18 protein-coding genes are annotated in these 20,466 nt (G+C 43.0%); 6 read left to right on the top strand and 12 right to left on the bottom strand.

The genetic code is table 11. The features are described from left to right. Positions 1–53: 53 nt before the first annotated feature. The 3 genes from FC98_RS12320 to FC98_RS12310 all read right to left on the bottom strand — a co-directional run bounded on the left by FC98_RS12320 (position 54) and on the right by FC98_RS12310 (position 3,942). Positions 54–428: a MerR family transcriptional regulator gene (locus tag FC98_RS12320; RefSeq protein WP_008857512.1), complete on the bottom strand. Its 375-nt coding sequence runs from the start codon at positions 426–428 to the stop codon at positions 54–56. Positions 429–1,025: 597 nt separating this feature from the next. Further along, a complete protein-coding gene (locus tag FC98_RS12315) occupies positions 1,026–3,488 on the bottom strand; it encodes an excinuclease ABC subunit UvrA (protein ID WP_056949654.1) in 2,463 nt (820 codons plus the stop codon). Positions 3,489–3,510: 22 nt separating this feature from the next. After that, on the bottom strand, positions 3,511–3,942 hold the full coding sequence (locus FC98_RS12310; protein WP_050806285.1) for an EVE domain-containing protein: 432 nt from the start codon (positions 3,940–3,942) through the stop codon (positions 3,511–3,513). A 109-nt stretch (positions 3,943–4,051) separates the two neighbouring features. Here FC98_RS12310 and FC98_RS12305 point away from each other — a divergent pair, with 109 nt between their 5' ends. The 4 genes from FC98_RS12305 (at position 4,052) to FC98_RS12295 (ending at position 9,301) form a co-directional block, all read left to right on the top strand. After that, on the top strand, positions 4,052–4,993 hold the full coding sequence (locus FC98_RS12305; protein ID WP_008857516.1) for a helix-turn-helix transcriptional regulator: 942 nt from the start codon (positions 4,052–4,054) through the stop codon (positions 4,991–4,993). A gap of 277 nt (positions 4,994–5,270) precedes the next feature. Next, positions 5,271–5,432 (top strand): hypothetical protein, encoded by a 162-nt coding sequence (locus tag FC98_RS14755; RefSeq protein WP_008857518.1) that lies wholly within the window; start codon positions 5,271–5,273, stop codon positions 5,430–5,432. A 204-nt stretch (positions 5,433–5,636) separates the two neighbouring features. Beyond that, a complete protein-coding gene (locus FC98_RS12300; protein WP_054654946.1) occupies positions 5,637–6,398 on the top strand; it encodes a hypothetical protein in 762 nt (253 codons plus the stop codon). 179 nt (positions 6,399–6,577) lie between these two features. Further along, entirely contained in the window at positions 6,578–9,301 is a 2,724-nt protein-coding gene (locus tag FC98_RS12295; RefSeq protein WP_008857521.1) for an HAD-IC family P-type ATPase, read from the top strand. A gap of 61 nt (positions 9,302–9,362) precedes the next feature. Here FC98_RS12295 and FC98_RS12290 read toward each other — a convergent pair whose 3' ends face one another. Further along, positions 9,363–10,049: a type 1 glutamine amidotransferase domain-containing protein gene (locus tag FC98_RS12290; RefSeq protein WP_040471735.1), complete on the bottom strand. Its 687-nt coding sequence runs from the start codon at positions 10,047–10,049 to the stop codon at positions 9,363–9,365. A gap of 2 nt (positions 10,050–10,051) precedes the next feature. Beyond that, a complete protein-coding gene (locus FC98_RS12285) occupies positions 10,052–10,384 on the bottom strand; it encodes an ArsR/SmtB family transcription factor (protein WP_008857523.1) in 333 nt (110 codons plus the stop codon). Positions 10,385–10,585: 201 nt separating this feature from the next. On the opposite strand from FC98_RS12285, the gene FC98_RS12280 reads away from it, so the two are divergent. Next, a complete protein-coding gene (locus FC98_RS12280) occupies positions 10,586–11,596 on the top strand; it encodes an NADP-dependent oxidoreductase (RefSeq protein ID WP_054655010.1) in 1,011 nt (336 codons plus the stop codon). A gap of 219 nt (positions 11,597–11,815) precedes the next feature. On the opposite strand, the gene FC98_RS12275 is transcribed toward FC98_RS12280, so the two are convergent. The 7 genes from FC98_RS12275 to FC98_RS12245 all read right to left on the bottom strand — a co-directional run bounded on the left by FC98_RS12275 (position 11,816) and on the right by FC98_RS12245 (position 19,102). Continuing rightward, positions 11,816–13,255: an MFS transporter gene (locus FC98_RS12275; RefSeq protein WP_008857526.1), complete on the bottom strand. Its 1,440-nt coding sequence runs from the start codon at positions 13,253–13,255 to the stop codon at positions 11,816–11,818. A gap of 272 nt (positions 13,256–13,527) precedes the next feature. Then, a complete protein-coding gene (locus tag FC98_RS12270) occupies positions 13,528–13,857 on the bottom strand; it encodes a hypothetical protein (protein ID WP_056949653.1) in 330 nt (109 codons plus the stop codon). 417 nt (positions 13,858–14,274) lie between these two features. Then, positions 14,275–15,345 carry an ABC transporter substrate-binding protein gene (locus FC98_RS12265; protein WP_008857530.1) on the bottom strand — a complete coding sequence of 357 codons (1,071 nt, stop codon included), beginning with the start codon at positions 15,343–15,345 and terminating at the stop codon, positions 14,275–14,277. Continuing rightward, on the bottom strand, positions 15,342–16,163 hold the full coding sequence (locus tag FC98_RS12260) for an ABC transporter permease (protein WP_008857531.1): 822 nt from the start codon (positions 16,161–16,163) through the stop codon (positions 15,342–15,344). Before FC98_RS12260 ends, FC98_RS12265 begins: the two co-directional genes overlap by 4 nt. After that, positions 16,163–16,972: an ABC transporter permease gene (locus tag FC98_RS12255; protein WP_056949652.1), complete on the bottom strand. Its 810-nt coding sequence runs from the start codon at positions 16,970–16,972 to the stop codon at positions 16,163–16,165. The genes FC98_RS12260 and FC98_RS12255 overlap by 1 nt, the downstream gene beginning before the upstream one ends. Positions 16,973–16,987: 15 nt before the next feature. Further along, the gene (locus FC98_RS12250; RefSeq protein WP_056949651.1) at positions 16,988–18,076 is read right to left on the bottom strand and encodes an ABC transporter ATP-binding protein; all 1,089 of its coding nucleotides are present in this window, start codon (positions 18,074–18,076) and stop codon (positions 16,988–16,990) included. Between the two features lie 654 nt (positions 18,077–18,730). Next, entirely contained in the window at positions 18,731–19,102 is a 372-nt protein-coding gene (locus FC98_RS12245; protein ID WP_054654950.1) for a hypothetical protein, read from the bottom strand. A gap of 102 nt (positions 19,103–19,204) precedes the next feature. Between FC98_RS12245 and FC98_RS12240 the strand changes: the two genes are divergently transcribed. Then, positions 19,205–20,179 (top strand): asparaginase, encoded by a 975-nt coding sequence (locus FC98_RS12240; protein ID WP_054654952.1) that lies wholly within the window; start codon positions 19,205–19,207, stop codon positions 20,177–20,179. Positions 20,180–20,466 lie beyond the last annotated feature (287 nt).

Here is a 20,466-nt window from a genome sequence, read left to right as displayed (position 1 = left end):
TGCACTTCAATTTTAAATCGAGGAACTTTTTTCTGTGGAGACTTAAATCCCAACTATTGAGTTTTACTAATTTCTGCCTTTATTTGGCGATAAGTAGCCATTTTTTGATTTAGGAAGGCAATATGAGCTTGAATTTCATTTTGATCAGTTTTCAAACGGTGCATTTGATTGTCTAAGAGTTTCAACCGTTCATCAATTGTCGCGTTACCCTGATAACGTAATTTTGCATATAATTTGATGCTTTTGATTGGCATACCAGTTTTCTTTAGACGCTTAATAAACTGGACCCACTTGATATCGTTATCCGTATACGCGCGGCGATTATTCGTGGAACGCTGCGGCTTAATTAGTCCCAGCTTTTCATAATACCGAAGCGTATCAATGGAAAGACTAACTAGTTCTGAAAAGGCGCCAATTTCATATGACATTGGATCACTTCCTAAAGTTGAGAATTAAAAATTTGACAAGGTTACTTGTACCTGATCATTGCGTATAATCCAACGATTACCGCAGCAATCACGAGCAGAAAGAAAATAACATTCAAAGAATAGCTGACGGTGTTCGAATTATTGAGCTTAGATTCATAACCCCTTAACTTGGGGAGTAACAAAGGAAACATGAAGCTGCTTTTAGTGCCAGAATTCTTGGGGCGTTTATTCATGCTCATCACTCGCTATAATAAAAACCCACTAATTTTGATTTTATTATACACCAAGAATGTCAATGAATAGTTTACGTAAATAATTTAGGCCTGTTGAGCTCCGAATATTTTAAAAGAAATGAATTTAGGTTTCTTCAGGATGTATCCGTAAATTCATCTCTTTTGTCTTGCTTATCGTCAAAAATTGTTGTTTATAACAAACTAATCATAAGAATTTGACGGAATTGTCTTCAATAAATAGGGTTGAAATACATATAGAAAGTAGCTACTTAGATGGATTACTATCATCTTTTAGGGATTAATTGGTGAATCAATTTTAATCTAGATTTCGTGACGTTGCAGGAAAAAACGCTTCAAGTAACTTTTAAGAGTAGTTTTTGAGATACTTGCTTGTTTTAGTATTGGCAGATGATAGAAATGATGTTCGATCTCCTTGCCAAACGATTTTGCCACCTTGTGAGCCCGAGCTAGGCCCCATTTCGATGATATAATCAGAATTCGCGATCATGTCCAAATCGTGTTCCAAATAAATAATACTGGCACCGTTTTCCAATAGCGCATCAAAGATGTGGAGTAGTGCCTGAATATCCAGTGGATGAAGACCGGTGCTTGGCTCATCAAAGATAAACAAAGTTTTATTTTGATTTCGAGTAAACTCGGATACCAGCTTCAATCTTTGGGCTTCTCCCCCGGATAGGGCTAGCGTTTCTTCACCCAATTTTAGGTACCCTAACCCCAAATGAATGAGTTGGGCCATCTTTTCTTTAATTTCCAGTTCTTCATCAAAATAGTTGATTGCTTGTTCGATTGGCATGTTTAGGAAGTCAGAAATGCTATGATTTTTCCATTGAACAGTGAGCGTTTCGTCATTATACCGTTTTCCATGACAGGTTGGGCATACCAGATCAATGTTAGGCAGAAATTGAACATCTAGAGATACCCTACCAAGTCCCTTGCAGGTGGGACAAACGCCTTCTTTTGTATTGTAGGAAAATCGACTTGCCGTAAAGTGCATCCGTTTAGAAAGTGCCGTTTCAGAGAAAAGATGACGGATTTGATCAAATATTTGAGTATAGGTACCAACACTTGACCGATTATTCTTGCCAATGGGTGACGCATCAACCGAAATGATTCGTTTCATTTTTGGAGCGTCTAATTTTTGTACAAATTGTGGAAGCTCTTTTTTATCTTGTAAGTGCCTCAAGCCTGGGACTAAACCATCTAAAATTAAGGAAGTTTTTCCAGATCCAGAGACCCCCACAACGGAAACCAAACTGTTCAAAGGGATCTCCGCTTTTGCGTCCTTAATATTGTTAATCTGATTAAGATTGATCACTATTTTCTGATGGTTAGAGGTGGAACGCTGAGCTCTAATAGTGCGTTGCTTTTTGAAAAATGGCGCTATTTGCGAGTCGGCGGATGCGAGAATTTGATTTAAAGTTCCTTTGGCAATTACCAGACCACCGTTTTTTCCAGCGGCTGGACCCATTTCAATCAGATAGTCAGCGTGTTTAAGAACGTTCAAATTATGGTCGACTACAACCAAGGAGTTGCCCTGAGCGACTAAATTCTGAAAAATTTTAATTAACCCGGCAATATTTTCCGGATGAAGCCCAATTGAAGGCTCATCAAGCACGTAGAGCACGCCAGTTGTCTTATTTCTGAGAACCTTAGTTAGCTGAAGTCGTTGAAGTTCCCCAGTTGATAAGGTCTTGCCGGCCCGATCTAGGGTTAAATAATTAAGCCCTAAATCAATGAGTGGCTGCACCCGCTGAATAATTTCATCCCGCAGCTTTTTGGCAACTGGTACCAGGCTTGTCGGGGAATTCTTGACAAATTTTGACGTGTAGCTTAAGAAGTCATCTAATTGAAGATTTGCGGCCTCGGCAATGTTTAAATTGTCAAGCTTGACCTTGAGGACACTTGGATCAAGTCTTGTCCCGTGACATGTTGGACAGATGATGGTGGTTAGAAATGGAGTTAATTTTTTGCGGGTGGCCGTACTAGTTGTTTTTTTGTAGATTTCTAACAAGGTCTGGCTGGCGTTTGTATACGTGACATCTAACACGGCGCTCTTTTTGCTGCGGCTTTCCACTTTGGCCTTAACTTGTTGTTTTTCCCCGGATAAAACAAGCTCTTTTTGGTCGGCGGGCAGGGATTCAAACGGGATATCAATGTCAACGCCTAAAGCCTGAGCAGCAAATGGTAAGAAAAATGTTCCGGGCAGCTTCCAGCTTGCAATGGCCCCTTCACGGATCGACAGGCTGGGGTCTTCAACCACCTTTGCTTTGTCGATGTCAACCAACTCGCCCACGCCACCACATTGTTGACACTTACCATTCGAATTGAATGAAAAATCCTCGGCACTCTTAACTAAAAATGTTGTGTTACAGATGGGACAGGTGAGCTGACCGTCCTGGAGAATGCTGATATTTGGGCTGACCGCATGACCATTTGGACAAATGTGGGTTCCTAATCTGGAAAATGTCAGACGTAACACGTTGAGGGCTTCGCTGATGGTGCCAACTGTGCTTCTCCGATTAGGGATCTCGGGACGTTGTCTAAGTGCAATTGCGCTTGGCAGGTAGTCGATCGATTCGACATTCGGAATGCCCGATTGTTTCATCCTAACCCTTGAAAATGCAGATAGTGATGCTAAATAACGTCTTGATCCTTCGGCATACAGGACGTCCATTGCAAGGGAGCTCTTTCCGGAACCAGAAACGCCACAGATTCCAACAAACTGGTTTAGTGGCACCTTTAACGAAAGTCCGCTGATATTATTAACCTGAATATTTTTTAAGATGATCGATTTTGGTTGGGACATTCAATCCATCCTCACTTTCTACTTATTTATTGAAGTGATTTTCACCGGGCGTCATCATTTTGTCGTAGATGGTTACAAATAACGATTCACTAACTTGCATTAAACCAAACCGTAAGTTAGCGCGAACGCTTTTCCAAGCATTTTCGTCCCGAATTTCAGCCAGTGGGACCTCTCGCTTGATTGTTTCAAAGGTCATCCGTTTACGATAGGGCGTGAATCCCGGTAACATTTCAACCTGGAAGGAATCGGCTGAGACGACTGTCCCGGCGGCAATAAACTTCTGATATTTTTCCTTCGTTGTAATAGTTAATTTTGGAGAATAGTAAATCAAGTGATCACCAGGTGCCAGCTTATCGATAAATTGTTTCTTGCCATTGCAGACCTGACAAAAGTTTCCTTCAACCGCAATGTTCACGTATTCTTTTGGGACCACACCAATCCAATACTTTGTCACAATCATAACCTCCTAATTTATTCCATAAGTGATGAATAAGATGGTATCATTTAAACAGGACAAAGAACGTCTTATTTGATAAACAATCTACTGTGAAGGGGCAATTGTCATGAATCAAATTGATCGAATTTTGCAGATTTGGCTATATATTTCTGATAAGCGATTCTTTACGACCCGGGAATTAGCGGAAAAATTTAGCGTTTCGAAAAGAACGGTAACGCGAGATTTAGATTACTTAGCGACTTTGGGTGTGCCGTTGTACTCCATTAGGGGGAATGGTGGCGGATATAAAATGTTGAAAAATCCGATTTTACCCCCGGTTACTTTGTCTGAAGGTGAGATATTATCGATCTTCTTTGCGTTAACAATGTTAAAAAAGTTACAAACAATTCCCTATGATGCTGAACTTTGGGAACTTGAAGATAAGCTTAAAAAGCAAATGACTTCAAGCGTCCTGCAGAAGGTGAAGGGATTAGAGCAAACGATAACTTACGTGGTCCCGCCGAGAAATGTTAATAATCAGTTTTTAAGAAAGTGCTTGAAAGCGGCACTAGACCGAAAAGCAATTAGGATGACGTATATGAAGACTGGCGCCAATGCAAGCGTTCATTGTCAGCCGATTGGTCTTTATTCCATGAACGGTTTTTGGTATTTGGTAGCGTTTGTCCCAGGGAAGCAGGATTATCGAATCTATCGAATTGATCGCATCCTAAAACTAGGTGAACTCAAAAATCCGATTGCTTCAAATTTACTAACGATTGATGAATGGATTGCAACGCTCAAAGATAAACAAAGGATAGAAGTGAAGCTAGTAGTTGACGATGAGGCTATCCGAACAATTACAAATTATTGGTTGATTAATAGTCACCAACAACCATATCAACCTGGATCTCAATTGTTGACCTGTTCATTACCAAAGGTTCAGCTATTTTCTTTAAGACAAGACATCTTGAAGTTGGGGAGTAAGGCCAAGGTACTTTCTCCACAATCGTTGGTTTCAGAGCTTAAAGTTGAAATTCAAAAAATGAGCCAAAATTATCTTGCCGATTAAAAAATAGTTTTGATCAAGTCAACGTATGATAACTTATATCTTTTAAAGTCCTAAGAGGGTGTAGCAGGTTTTCAAAAAATCTTATTAAAAGTTAAGTCATAGGTAATAGAATCGAAAATTAATATTTTGATCATGATTACCGAATTCCTTACCACCGATGTTTGATAAAATGTCCAGCACAATTCCAACGGAGTCGTTGGTTGGATTGCCGTTGCAGTAAGTATGGCGGGCACGGCAACCGCCGAATCCGGACAATCGTTTAAGAAGGGGGCTATCTTTGACATTTGATCGGGATAAGATCCAACAATCTGGATTTAAAGATACCGTCATTGTCTTTTTAACACAGGGTAAGCAAATTGATAAGGTTCATTACACGAACGAAACCATTGTTCGTCAAGGAGATGACCTCGCAAAAGTCCAACTGAAACAACGAGGGTAATGCCTAGCAAATGGGTTTAGATCCAAATATTTGAGTTGCAAAATTAGCCCAAATTAGGTGGTTAACGATTATAAATTACATGGCAGTGGCAGAGTGGCTTAATTCCATTCTTTCACTGCTTTTTGCTATTTTAAGCTTTTTTTATTTCTTCTTGTCAGTTATCCTTAACTTAAAATTCTTAACTAGAAATGAGGAACAACTGTCATGGATCTTAAAGTCAAAATTCTCAAAACTAAAACAGAAATTACCTTGCCTGTCAACAAAGGCAGCTTAATTATTACTAAAGGCAAAAACCAGTCCATCCCAACAAATGGAATTGCCTTATATCTAAATGACGGCAAATTAGCTGGCATTCAAACGCCGCCAACCAAGGTCCAACGAACAATTTTGATAATGCCTGCCTGGGATTTGGAGAGTGATTACCTGTTCAGAAGTTTTGCTGAAGCTGCCAGCGAAAACGGTCTCAATCTCAAGCAAGGAAGCGATGTTAAAATTCCTGGCAGTCAGTTAAAGGTTGTCCAGGATTTCAGAGAGTTAATTATGGCAATTTTAGGCGGTCTCGGCTTTGATCTCTTCGGAACGCCTAAGAAGAAATTCAAGGGTAAGCCGCGCCACCGGTGGACAAAAGCAGTGAGCCAGATTGCTTTTAAGGTTGATCATGACGGCAGTCACGCGACCGTTTATTGGCAGAAGCGCAACGAAATGTTGATTAAAGCGGGCGCAGTAATGAAGCCTCAGCCAGAGTTGAATAAAGACGGGTCACTCGGATTTTCCGCCAGGTTCGCCGAACAACTACGATCAGAGCACACCGATGCCGTTGAGAATTCTGTAACGACTAAAGATATTGTATTAAAAAGTGTCAATGAGGTTGGCCTCTTCCTGTATTTTGGCGGGACCAACAGTTGGCTGGTGTTGAAGGACGCGGCTGGGAAGTCGATTAATGAGTGGACCGTCGTGAAGGGTTAAGCCGGAATTATTTCCAAAACAGACGGCGCAAGCTTCCGGTGACCGTGAAATATCTGCCTTGCTCTAAAGTTTGTGATCCATTTGATTTCAAAGACTTTTAGCTATCATTTCAGCTGGTGGTTATATTATAATATGATTAACAATAAACTTATTTTGAAAAAGGAAAGGTGATCCATTTAATGACAGACAATACGAACGAGGTTCCTCCCGATCAGAAGTTATGGCAGTTAACGACAGAAGAACTAGCAGCAACCTACCGTACCGATGCTGAAGATGGCATTAGCGAACAGGAAGCTAGCAAGCGGCTTGGCGAAGAAGGTTACAACGAATTAACCGCCAAGAAGAAAAGCAAGCTGGTGCAGTTCCTGCTGCAATTTAACAACAGCATCATTTATATCTTGATTGCGGCGGCTGCAATTACGCTGTTCATGCACCATTACTCCGATTCAGCGGTTATTGGCATTGTGATTATTGCGAATGCGTTCATTGGTTTTTTTCAAGAAATGCAAGCTGATAATGCGTTGAATAAGATCAAGGAACTGTTGGTGAGTCAAAACTATGTGATTCGTGACGGTCATAAGATCGAAGTACCGGCCCGGGAATTAGTAGTTGGGGACTTAGTTAATTTGGAAGCTGGGGATGCGGTTCCGGCTGATATGCGTTTGATTTCTGCTGATAACATGCGGATTCAAGAATCCACCTTAACCGGCGAAAGTAACTCAGTTGAAAAGACGGAAGATCCACTTGCTGCTGATTCGATCCCATTAGCTGAACGGTCAAACATGGCGTTTGCTTCAACCGCGGTTACCCAAGGCTCTGGGGTTGGAATTGTGACGGCAACGGCTGAAGACACTGAAATTGGACAAATCCAGCGAAGCGTCTCTGATGTGAAGGTCCAAGTAACCCCATTAATGAAGAACTTAAACCGGCTGGGTGTTAATTTGTCGTTGCTCATTGTGGCAATCGCGTTTATTCTATTTTTCTTGGGACTTTATACCAAGATTTATAGCTTGCCCGTCTTGACCATTGCCATCATTACGATGGTGGTTGGTTCCATTCCAGAAGGGTTGCCAGCGTCAACATCGGTTGTTTTAGCCCGCGGAGTTCAGGTGATGACGAAGCGTGGCGCGATTGTTAAGACGCTGCCGGCGGTTGAAACCCTCGGTGCCGTTGATATTGTCAATACTGATAAGACTGGCACGTTGACTAAAAACGAGATGACCGTTACCGATGTCATTACCGATAATCATCATTATCAGGTTACAGGGATCGGCTTTGTGGACAACGATAAAGGGGTTTCTGGTGATGTCTTGTTAGATGGTCAAAAAGCCGACTGGCAAGCTGACCAAGATTTTCGCAAGCTGGTTGATATTGCTGGGACGACGACTGATGCGGAACTGGTTCAGACTGACGGTCAGTGGCAATTAAACGGTGAACCAACTGACGGGGCGCTAACAACGCTATTTCACAAGCTGATTGGCCGTGAGCCGGAGGTGGATGAACTAGATACACTCCCATTTGATTCGGCTTATCGTTATAGTGCCCGGTTGATTAAGGAAGCTGACCATAATGAATTGATGGTCAAGGGTGCGCCGGGAACCATTTTTGATATGGCCAAAGCAAGTGATCCGAACTTTGATAGTGAGACCTGGTATCAACGGGTCGCTAAATTAACCGAACAAGGTTTGCGAGTGGTCGCCCTTGGCTCTAAGAACGTGCCAGCAGGTCGAGATGAGATTGATCAAGATAAAATTGCACAGGGGATTGAATTGAGTGGCCTGGTAGGGATCATTGACCCGCCACGAGAGGAAGTCATTCCAGCTATCCAAAGTCTGCGACGAGCTGGCGTTAAGGTTAATATGATCACGGGTGATCACCCGGATACGGCGACTGCCATTGCGAAGAAACTTGACCTTGATGAGAGTATTCACGCAATTACCGGACCAGAAATTGACGATATGTCTGACGATGAACTCATTAAAAAGATTGGTCGCTATAACGTTTTTGCCCGAACCACACCGGCTAATAAACTGCGGATCGTGAAGGCCCAACAAGCCAATGCCAAGATCGTGGCGATGACTGGTGATGGGGTGAACGATGCCGCTGCGTTGAAACAAGCGAATATTGGGATTGCGATGGGAATAAAGGGAACCGCCGTTGCTAAGGAAGCTGCCGACATGGTGTTGGTTAATGATAGTTTTACAACCATCGTGGACGCCGTAGCTGAAGGGCGGCACGTCTTTGATAATATTCAAAAGACGATTCGGTTCCTGTTACCAACGAGTTTCGCGGAAGGCCTGGTTGTGTTAATCAGTATGGTTATCGGCCAGGAATTGCCACTTTACCCAACTCAATTACTTTGGATTAACACGGTGTCAGCGTTGACAATTCAGTTCGCGTTTATCTTTGAGCCAGCTGAAGAATCGATTATGATTCGGGGACCCCGGGATGTTAAGAGGGGCATCCTCGGCAAGATGGACGTCTTTGAAATTGTCTATGTGTCGGTGCTAATTGCCGGGCTGGGCATCTTTACCTTTGACCGGTTCGTTGACGGTGGGGTTCTAAATGTGGTTCTCGGCAGCACCATGGCCGTTAACATTATCATCTTTGGTAAGATTTTCTACCTGTTTAATATCCGAAATTCTTACCCAATTATTTCCAAACACTTCTTTGAAAACAAAATGGCGTTTATCATCATTGGCATTTTGCTTGCCTTGCAGGCAGCGATGATTTACATTCCATTTATGCAGGATGTCTTCCACACTGGCAACGTGAACTTCTTCTATGGCTGGGTTGTGCCAACCATTGCTGGGTTTATCGTGCTAGTCGTCACGGAGATTATCAAGCTTGGCCGAATTGAATACCGAAAGCATAAAGGGCAAGCTACCAAGATTAGATCATGATCAACTAAATAGGGAATCAGAAAGGGGGAGTACCCGTTTCTGATTCCCTATTTTCGTGCCATTAATCTGTCGCATGAAGGGCTTTTACTAGCTTTCTGCCTACTGCTTTGGCTGAGAAAGGATTCTGACCAGTGATGAGATGATCATCTTGAATGGCGTATTCGCGATAAAACCGTTTGTGGCGGAAGTGCCCACCACGCTTTTCAACTGCGGCTTTGTTGAGAAATGGGACAACTGATTTTTTGCCAGCGATGACTTCTTCGGCGGTTGTAAAGCCGGTGACCGATTTATTAGCGATTAAATAGTGACCTTCTGCGTCCCTGATGTTTAAAAGGCCCGCGATGCCATGACAGACTGATGTTATGAAGCCGCCCTGCTGATAAATCGCAAGCGCAATTTGTTGGAGAGCTTGATTGTCAGGAAAGTCCCACATCACGCCATGCCCACCCGTATAATAAATGGCCACGTAATCTTCTGGATTTACTTGGTCAGGAGTCAGTGAGTCACTTAACGCCCGCCATTGAAAGTCGGGGGTTTCGTAGGTTTCCATAATCGCTTGATCTGTATATTTCATACTACGCGGATCAAGTGGAACGAAGCCACCCTGTGGGCTAACGTAGTCAACTTGAATCTCGGCCGCGGACATTTCGGTAACAAACTCCGTGGCTTCTCCCAACCATAAGCCGGTCGCGTCATCCGTTCCCTTATAACGGGTCGTATTAGTAAGAACCACTAAAACTTTGTTCATCATCATTTTCTCCCGCTAGCATTAATAATTGCCGTGACATGGTCTAACAATGTTTTGAGGTCATCAATTTCCTGGATGTTATGGGATAGATAGTAATAGTTCTTGGTTCCCTCGCTCCTAGAAAAAATCAAATGGGCTTGTTTCAAGATTTTGAGATGATGTGAAACTGCCGGCCGTGACAGATTGGTTGCCTCAGTTAGATCCGTCACCCGGAGCCCATCACACGTATTTGCGAGCAATGCAATGATGATTGCTTGGCGTTTTTCATCGCCTAACGCAATTAAGAAGTCACTTAGATTGGCAAATTCAGTTTGGAGAACTTGTAGATTAGCCATTAATTTAATCAGTCACTTTCGTTTATATTTTTAAACCATTAAACCATTCACGTTAGCCACTGTCAACCGATTGGCTCAAAACAAATGGGTTGACGGCTGCCATTAAAGTGATTATGATACGGATCATGAATCGTTTAAAAATTTAAACCAATCAATTAACCTAATTATGTAAAAAGGAGATCTAACCTGATGACCCAACAAATGAAAGCCGCCGTTATTAACCGCTATGGTCAGTTAATGCCTGAAATTACTGACGTTGCAATCCCTCAAGTAGGTGACCAAGATATTTTGGTCAAAATTATGGCAGCCAGCGTCAATCCGATCGATTTGAAAACTCAGGCTGGTCAACTGCGCATGTTGCTTCATTACCAAATGCCACTGATTCTTGGCAACGACTTTGCTGGCGTTGTTACCAAGGTTGGTGTTGGCGTCAGTGGATTTCAAATTGGTGATCAGGTCTATGGTCGCGTACCTAAGGATCGGATTGGGACGTTCGCGGAATACATTGCGGTTGATGAAGATGCCGTGGCACTGAAGCCGACTAATTTAACCTTTGAGCAGGCGGCCGCCATCCCTTTGGTGGGCTTGACCAGTTATCAAGCCTTGATTGATATCATGCAGATCAAGCCTAATAATAAAGTGCTTATTCAAGCGGGATCGGGTGGTATTGGTACGTTTGCAATTCAACTTGCTAAGCTAAAAGGGGCATTTGTCGCCACAACGACAAGCGCTAAAAATAGTGACTTTGTTCGCCAGCTGGGCGCTGATCAAGTGATTGACTATCACCAAGAGAACTTTGCCGAGGTATTGCGTGATTATGATGACGTATTTGATACCTTGGGTGGCGAAGCAGTGGCCGAAGCGTTCAAAATAGTTAAACCAGGTGGTAGAATTGTGTCGCTGTCGGGGATGCCGGATGACCGGTTTGCCAAGGCATACGGGCTGCCCCGATGGAAACAGTGGCTGTTTAGATTAGTAACGCAGAAGATTCATCGCTTGGAAAAGCAAACCGGAGCCAGGTATCATTTTCTATTCATGAAGCCCAGCGGCCGTCAATTGACTGAGTTGACCAGCTTAATTGAACAAACCAAATTGCGGCCGGTGATTGATCGGACATTTTCTTTAGCCGAAATTCAAGCCGCTTTCAAGTATTCTCAATCTCACCGAGCGAAGGGAAAGATTATTATTAAGATTGATGATTCTGTAGCCTGAGTCAATAAGTATTTTGATTGCCTTATTTAATAAGTCCGGCCTACAACTATTGATATTAACGAATTTAAAGAAGGTCAACGCATTCTTGTCGATTGTCACCCAAGCGCGTCGAGGTCGTTTGTATTCATTAAAGGATGTCAAAAAAGGGAAGTGCCCAACGGTGACTGCTGAGCACTTCCCTTTTAGGTGGATGCTGGTTAATTATGAAATTAGGTGTTCTTATTTCATATCACCGGGTTTGACATTCTTACCTTGTAAAACCGATAGTAGCAACGCCCCGATAATGATAATGAGTGAAATCGCGAAAGCAACGTGCATCCCGAAGATAAACGTTTCCGGCTGTTTTGGGAGATAGTTTGTGACGTGGAACCCAGCTTTTATACTCATGCCAACGAAGAGCGCAGTTGTGGATAGCGCAGTTCCAGAAATCATCCCAATATTTCGGGCGAGCGCATTTAAACTACCGGCACTTCCCAGAGACTCTTTGGGGACTACCGACATGACAATATCGCTATTAGGTGACTGGAACAAGCCGGTTCCAAGCGCCATGACAATGGTAATGACAACGTATACCCAAATAGGGCTCGTCAACGTCAAGAAGATGTACAGAGTCTGGGCGATTGCCACGATCAGTAAGCCGATTGATGCAACATTTGCGGGTGAAAAGTGATCGGCAAACCAGCCACCCAGCGGCCCGGCAAAAACCATCACCACCGGGAAGATAATTAGCAGTAAACCAGCTTGCCCAGCTGTGAGTTGCCGAGCGTCTTCAAGGTAGAACGGAATAATAACTACCGTAAAGAAGTTCGATAGGAAGATAAGGACGGCCGCTCCCAAGCCATAAGTGAATGGTTTAATTGCGAATAGGCTCAGTGGCATTAACGGGTTATTCGCGTGTTTTTCGGTCCGATAGAAGCCATAAAACGTCACAATCGCAATTGCGAACAAAACGAGCGGAATCGGTGCCGCGTACCCAACCTCTTGGCCGATAAAGACACCGAGAAAGAGGCTTACAATTAATGCCGCAAAATTTAGAAAGCCTAGCCAGTCAATACTTCCAGGCGTGGTTTGAAAGTTCTTAGGCATCACGATTGCGCCCAAAATAATGGCAAAGATCCCAAATGGTAGGTTAACCCAGAAAATGTATCCCCATGACAGCCGGGAGAGGATGAGGCCGCCGAGTCCAGGACCAGCAATGGCCCCCAAAGCAACAAAGGTGCCAACAAAGCCCATTGCGCGGCCCCGCTCTTTAATGCCAAAGGTTGAGGTTGTGATCCCATAAGTATTGGAAAGGGTCATCGCAGCCCCAACTCCTTGGATTACTCGGCCAACGAGTAGAAATGGGAAATTAATTTGGAGACCAGATAGAAAAGAGCCAAGTAAAAAGACGATTGTCCCAATTCGAAAGACTTTGACTTTCCCATAGATATCACCAAGTTTCCCAAAAAATAGTAGCAGGGCTGTTAGAACGATTAGGTATGACGAAACCACCCATTCAATTTCGTTCATGGGAACTTTAAGCTGTTTGGCCATGAGTGGCATCGCAATGTTGACGATGCTGGAATCTAGGTTGGACATGAACGCAAACGTCCCAATGGAAACGAGAATCCACCAGCCGTTCTTTTGAGTTTCAGATTTTGGTGCCGGGGTGTTGTTCATTAGGAGCCCCTCCTTTCACGTATTCAATAATTAGGTCTATTATGAAACAAAACTTGTGAAAAAAGAGAAAATTTGCTTGAGGGGGGGAGAGATCACTAAGAACGGGTTATCAAAAAGTGGTACCAGCGACTTTTCTTAATCGCTAGTACCACTTTTTGTGAGCTGAATTAATTCTGATGATATGGGATAGGTGCGGGTGAGCCGTTAAAATTTGTTCTTCTTGGCTGGTAACCTCGCAGAAACGAATTCTTCAAGTCAGCTTAAAGAACATGCTAATCCGTTCTCCATGTCTCAAAGAATTGCACGTTTTTGCCAAGGTAATCCATGGCATCTTTGGCCAATTGGTCGGCCTGTTTTTTTGCTTCTGTTTCATCTAAGTTATAGTAATCACGGAGGAATCCTTCGCCAATGTTATAGAACTTATTCTTGCGACCGAAGCCGTTGTCTTTGAATAAGTCATCCATCTTGGTTAAGTCATCCTTTGCGGTGTCGTAAACTAACTGAGAAAGGTTCTTGTTTGGATCTAAGAGCGTTGCTGCATATGTGACGATAAATTGGTTCATATCGACCATAATTTCTTTTTTGATATTTTTCTTTGCCATTGTTATTTTCACCTCATTCTTTAGTTTAAAGCATTTGGGTCGTGATGACCAATTGAAATTGGTTGGGTGGATTAGGAAGAGTGAATTGGGGCGGGTTTAGAAACGGAAAATTACTTAGAATTTTTTTGGTTGGGGAGCTTGAGTGGTCCGATTGTTGTTCTGTTTTACGTAGATTAGGACCGCTCCGATGCAACTGGAACTAACTTCTAAGGCAGCTTGCCTTCAAATCCAAGCCTAGGATTTCAAGGCAAGCTGCCTTAGAAACCGTGCCAAACCGTTGCTCGTCGCTCACTTTATTAGGACCGCTCCGCAAAGCAGAAACTTCCACATAAGCACCTCTAACAAAAATCCCAAGCCCAGGGATTTCTGTTAGAGGAGACTTATGTTCCAGTTTCTAAGCGCTTTGCTCCGCTCACTTTACTTGTGCATCTTAAACTCCAAATACAAATCATTATACTGTTGAACCTTCTGCGGGCTTAAATTACTGTACACCTGCAAACGGTCTAGGACATCTTGGGGTGGGTAGAATTGCTTGTCATCGCGGACTGACTTTGGTAACAACTTCAGTGCCTTGTTATTCGGAGTTGAATAGCCAATGTACTTTGCGTTTTGGGCGGCGTTTTCCGGTTGGTTCATGAAATTCAAGAAGGCATAGATTGCCTTGAAATGTTTGGCCGTCTTTGGGATCACCAAATTATCGAACCACATATTGCTGCCCTCGGTGGGGACAACGTAGTGTAAATGTGAGTTCTGCGACATCATTTCCGATGCTTCACCAGACCAATCCACGGCCACCGGGGCTTCACCTTCGGCCATGTACATCTTAATTTCATCGGCAACAACTGCCTTAACGTTTGGTGACAAACGGTTTAATTTATTTCTCGCTGCAATCAAGTTAGCTGTCTTCGTGGTATTGACGGATTTGCCTAATGAAATGAGTGAGAAGCCCATGATATCCCTGGCCGAATCGATTAGCATGATGCCATCCCGGTACTTAGACTGCCAGAGCTGATTCCAATGTTCCAATGAGCCTGGTTTGACGTCTTTATCATTATAGATAATGCCCAACGTTCCCCAGAAGTAGGGGATTGAGTAACGATTATCAGGATCAAAGCTCTTGTTCATAAACGACGACCCGTAGTTGTTCATCCCGGTTAACTTGGATTTATCCAGTGGGATTAGCATGTGGTCAGCCTTCATCTTTTGAACCATGTAGTCACTTGGAACGGTTAAATCATAGCTCGTACCACCCTGTTTGATCTTGGTATACATCGCTTCATTGCTGTCAAAGGTTTCAACGTTGACATGATAACCAGTTTCTTTTTGAAATTTAGTTAGCAGGGATGGGTCAATGTAATCACCCCAGTTGTACAGATTGAGAACTTTATTGCCAGAATCACCGGTTGATTTGGTGAGTTCATTGCTGCCATAGCTTAATCCCATGCAAAGGATCAGAATTGTGATAATGATGATCACAAACTTTTTCATCGATCAGGCACCTCCACTCTGTCCAATTTGCGGCCACTGGAAAGATTGTGGTTTTCAATGAGATAATAAATGCCAACTAAAATCAATGAGAAGATGAACATAATCCCGGCCAGCGCGTTGATTTCCAAACTGATTCCCTGCCGTGCTCGCGAATAGATTTCAACTGAAAGGGTTGTGAACCCGTTGCCGGTAACGAAGAAGGTAACCGCGAAATCATCTAGTGAATAGGTAATTGCCATGAAAAAGCCGGCAATAATTCCAGGCTGAATAAAAGGCAAGGTGATTTTGCTTAGAATTTGAGCTGGTGTGGCGCCCAGATCCATTGCGGCGTTAATGAGTGAAGGACTCATCTCATCTAAACGGGGAAGTACCATCAATAACACGATCGGAATTTCAAACGCAATGTGGCTTAAAAGGACTGACCAGAATCCGAGTGGTAGCTTCAATGCTGTAAAGAAAATCAGGAAACTGGCACCAATGATAACGTCAGGAGATACCAGTAGAATACTGTTCAATGATAATAGCGTTTCTCGTTGATGGCGGCGCTTAGTGTTGTGAACGGCAATTGCGCCCATCGTCCCAATAATTGTGGAAAATAGGGAAGATAATAATGCAATTAAAATTGTATCTAGAAAAATGGCTAGCATTCGTTTATCGGCGAATAGTTCGCCATAATGGCGTAATGTAAACCCATTAAAGTTGGCCATCGTGGTGCCATTACTAAAGGAGTAAATGATGAGATAAAAAATGGGGATATACATTAATAAAAAGATAACGATAATATAAATTTTACCTAGTTTAGAAGCTCGGTTAGCCATCACGACCGCCTCCCTTTACGTTTGGTATTGGTAAATAGCATGACGACGACCATTGAGATAATTAAGACGACGCCGATGGTCGACCCCATTCCCCAATTCATGGTGGTTAAGAAGTGTTCCTCAACGGCAGTTCCCAGCGTAATGATTTTATTACCACCAATCAGTCTTGAAAGCATGAAGAGTGAGAGGGAAGGGATGAAGACAATTTGAATGCCAGATTTGATACCGGGCATCGTCATTGGAATGATAATCTTGGTTAGCGTTTGCCATTTCGAGGCGCCAAGATCGCTGCTGGCACGAATGTATGAATCGCTGATATCAGTCATCGAGTTGTAGATTGGTAAGATCATAAACGGAATTTGAATGTAAGCAGCTACGAGAATAAAGCTGGTATCGGTAAATAACATTTGCTGGGCGGGAATCCCGAAAAAGCCAAACAGGTTATTGACAAGCCCGTCGTGACTCAACAAACCAATAAATGCGTATGCCTTTAGTAGTAAATTAATCCACGTTGGTAAAATGACTAATAGGATCCATAAGTCCCGATGCTTGAGCTTGCTAATCACCAGTGCCATTGGGTAACTGATTAAAATGGAAATAACGGTAATTAAAAAAGCATAAAGAACCGAATTGGCGGTCATCGTGAGGTATGTCCCAGATTCAAAAAAAACGCGGTAATTTGAGAAAGTGAACTGGTGGTGAATGTCAAAAAACGAATAGTAGATAATCAGGGCAACCGGTGCGATAACAAACATTGCCAGCCACAGAATGTAGGGGGTATAAAAGAGCCCCTTAAAGCTTCTTTTCATTGCCAAAGCCACCCCCTAATCTTCATAACTTTCAAGCCGGCTGTTAAATTTAGCTTCTGATTCGTTGTAGCGCATGATGTGCATGTCAGTTGGGCCAAATGCGAGGCCAACAACTGAATCATCCTTCGTTGCGTTCGTTGAATGGATCAACCATTCGTTACCCTGTTCATCATAGGCAAGGATTTCGTAGTAGTCACCACGAAACAGCTGGGTGTCAACCTTGACTTGGATCTTGCCCTTTTCTGGGCTGGTGATCACCAAGTCTTCAGGACGGATGACGACTTCAACCGGTTCATTAGGTCGCATCCCAGCATCGGAACATTCAAATTGATGGCCTAAAAATGCCACTTGGTAGTCGGCAACCATTTTGCCGGGAATAATATTACTTTCGCCAATAAAGTCAGCAACAAAGTGATTGATTGGTTCATCATAAATATCGACGGGATCACCTTTTTGAAGAATTTCACCCTTATTCATGACGAAAATTTCGTCACTCATTGCTAACGCCTCTTCTTGGTCGTGAGTGACAAATAGAAAGGTAATGCCGAGTTGTTGCTGGAGTTCCCGTAGTTCATACTGCATGTCTTTTCGTAGCTTGGCGTCTAAGGCCGATAACGGTTCGTCTAGGAGTAATACCTTGGGACGATTAATAATGGCCCTAGCAATGGCGATTCGCTGCTGCTGACCACCAGAGAGCTCAGAGATTTCCCGGGTAGCGTATTTTTCAAGTTGGACCATTTTTAAGGCGTCGTGGACCCGTTGTTCGATTTCGGCTTTTTTTACGTTGTGAACGACCAGTCCAAACGCGACGTTCTCAAACACGTTCATGTTTGGAAAGAGGGCGTAGTCTTGGAAAACAGTGTTGAGTTGACGCTGATTGGCGGGAATATCGTTGATCCGTTTACCGTCAAACAGGACTTCGCCTGAAGTCACTTCGGTAAAGCCAGCAATGGCTTGTAAAATGGTCGTTTTCCCAGAGCCAGAGGGCCCGAGTAAGGTATAGAATTCCCCTTGGTTTAATTTAATACTAATATCTTTGAGGGCGGTAAAGCCGTCGTCGTAAGTTTTGTAGACATCTTTTAATTCAACGATGGTGTTGCTCAAATTACGATACCTCCTATTTTAAGTGAGCGGAGCAAAGCGGTTAGAGACTGGAGCATAAGTCTCCTCTGACAGAAATCCCCGGGCTTGGGATTTTTGTCAGAGGTGCTTATGCGGAAGTCTCTGCTTTGCGGAGCGGTCCTAATCTATGAAGCCTAAAAGCTTAGATCCATACAAATTTAAACCGTATTTCAAGTTTGGATTCCTGCTTGAGGTGCTTACACGCAGATTTCTGCTTTGCGGAGCAGTCCTAATCTATGAAGCCTAAAAGTTTAGATTCATGTAATGTTAAACTGAAAATTCCGAGTTTGGATTTACAGTTGTAGTGCTTACACGCAGATTTCTGCTTTGCGGAGCGGTCCAACTCTATGAATCCTAAAAGCTTAGATCCATGTAATTTCAACCTGTATCCCGGGTTTGGATTTACAGTTGTGGTGCTTATAAGCAGATTGCTGCTTGGTGTAGCGCTATTCCACTATGTAACTGAGAATTACCGCAAAGTTCATAAGTTTTCACAGCCGGAAATTCTGGGCTTGGATTTTGAGTTAAGAATCCCCAAAATCATTTTGCATTTATGATTCTTACCAAACATTCTAAAGATAAAGTCCGAACAGTCCAATTATAACGATTGTTCAACCTAGCCGACAAGTGAAACGATTAGTGACCGGATGCCCGATGATTACTACTGCCTTTCATTTTGTGAACCCGGCGCTTGAACTGTGGCTGAGCATTATCGGCCACAAATTGAAAGTGGGCCATCTTACCCGCATAGGGCCGGCCGCTAAGTCTGACTTGCAGCCACTTGTTCATTACGTCGATCATCGAATTAAGGGAATCAATTCGGGATTGAACGCCTTCTTTAGTGGCGGCAGCTAAAATATCCGTTTTTAATCGATTTACTAGATTTTGGTGATAATCGACAAGTTCTTGGGTTAATGGGGCATCTTTATATTTATTAAACAGTTTTTCGATTTGTCTCATCGCATCTTTTGAATCCTGGGGGGTATAATATCTATCAGAATTTGCCATAACGTGACTTCTTTCTTTGAATAAGTGCGAAAAATAGTTTTCATTTGCTATTTTACGTTACAATAATATAGATTAACAGGTTGATGGAGGAACACAATAAAAATGAAAACAATTCTTGCAATTCACACGGGCGGCACGATTTCAATGTCGCAAAACGACAAGGGCGAGGTGGTTCCAAATGACGAGAACCCGATTGCTGACTCTCAGGTAATTTTACAGGGGCAAATTAAGTTAATTACTGACGAAATGTTTAACTTACCGTCGCCCCACGTCACGCCGATGGTCATGTTGAAAATTAAACAGCGGATTATGAAGGCAATTGATGATGGGATTGATGGCGTCGTGATTACCCATGGAACTGACACGCTGGAGGAGACAGCTTACTTTTTAGATTTGACGCTGCCGAACACGATTCCAGTTGTCGTAACCGGCGCAATGCGTTCCTCTAACGAAATTGGTTCGGATGGCTTGTATAATTTTAGAAATGCCATTATGGTTGCTGCAACCGATGAATCCTACGGTAAGGGTGTTTTGGTTGTGATGAACGATGAAATTCATACAGCGAGATATGTGACTAAGACGCATACGACCAACGTGGCAACATTCCGAACACCAACGTTTGGCCCGATTGGGATTGTTACGCAAAATAAGGCGAAATACTTCCAAGAATTAATCCAAACGGAAGTTGCTGATATTAATAAAGTGGTCAGCGGTGTCTTTTTGATTAAGGCCTATGCCGGGATGGATGGCGAATTGTTTGATGCCATTAATAAGCCGGAAACAAAGGGATTAGTTATTGAGGGCTTAGGCGCTGGAAATTTACCACCGCAAACATTACCTGCAGTTAAGCGATTGATTGATAATAAAATTCCGATTGTCTTAGTATCGAGATGTTATAACGGGGTTGCCCAGGACATCTATGATTATGAGGGTGGCGGCATTCAGTTAAAGAAAATGGGAACCATTCTGTGCCAAGGGCTGAATGGCCAAAAGGCAAGAATCAAATTGCTGGTAGGAATCAGTGACGGGTTGCAAGGACAGAAGCTGGCGGAGTTTGTAAGCAATGCCATTTCGTAGAAAGTGAGCGTAGCAAAGCGGTTAGAGTGCGGAACCAAGCGGTTAGAGACTGGAGTCTAAGTTTTCGCCACCAGAAATCCTGGGCTTGGATTTTTGGTGGCGAAGGCTTAGGTGCAAGTCTCTGCTTGGTGTAGCACGTTTCAACTATGTTGTACCTATGCTATGGTAGCTTCACGGTTGACAGATGAAATAGTATAAATCATCTATCGACTGGGAGGCCTTTGTAATGCCTAGATCAATGTATAGTGCCGAAGAGAAACTAAATATCATTCAGAAATTCAAGCGTA

Source organism: Lentilactobacillus kisonensis DSM 19906 = JCM 15041 (assembly GCF_001434135.1).
GTDB lineage: Bacteria > Bacillota > Bacilli > Lactobacillales > Lactobacillaceae > Lentilactobacillus > Lentilactobacillus kisonensis.
This window is presented reverse-complemented; position numbering and strand designations above follow the sequence as displayed.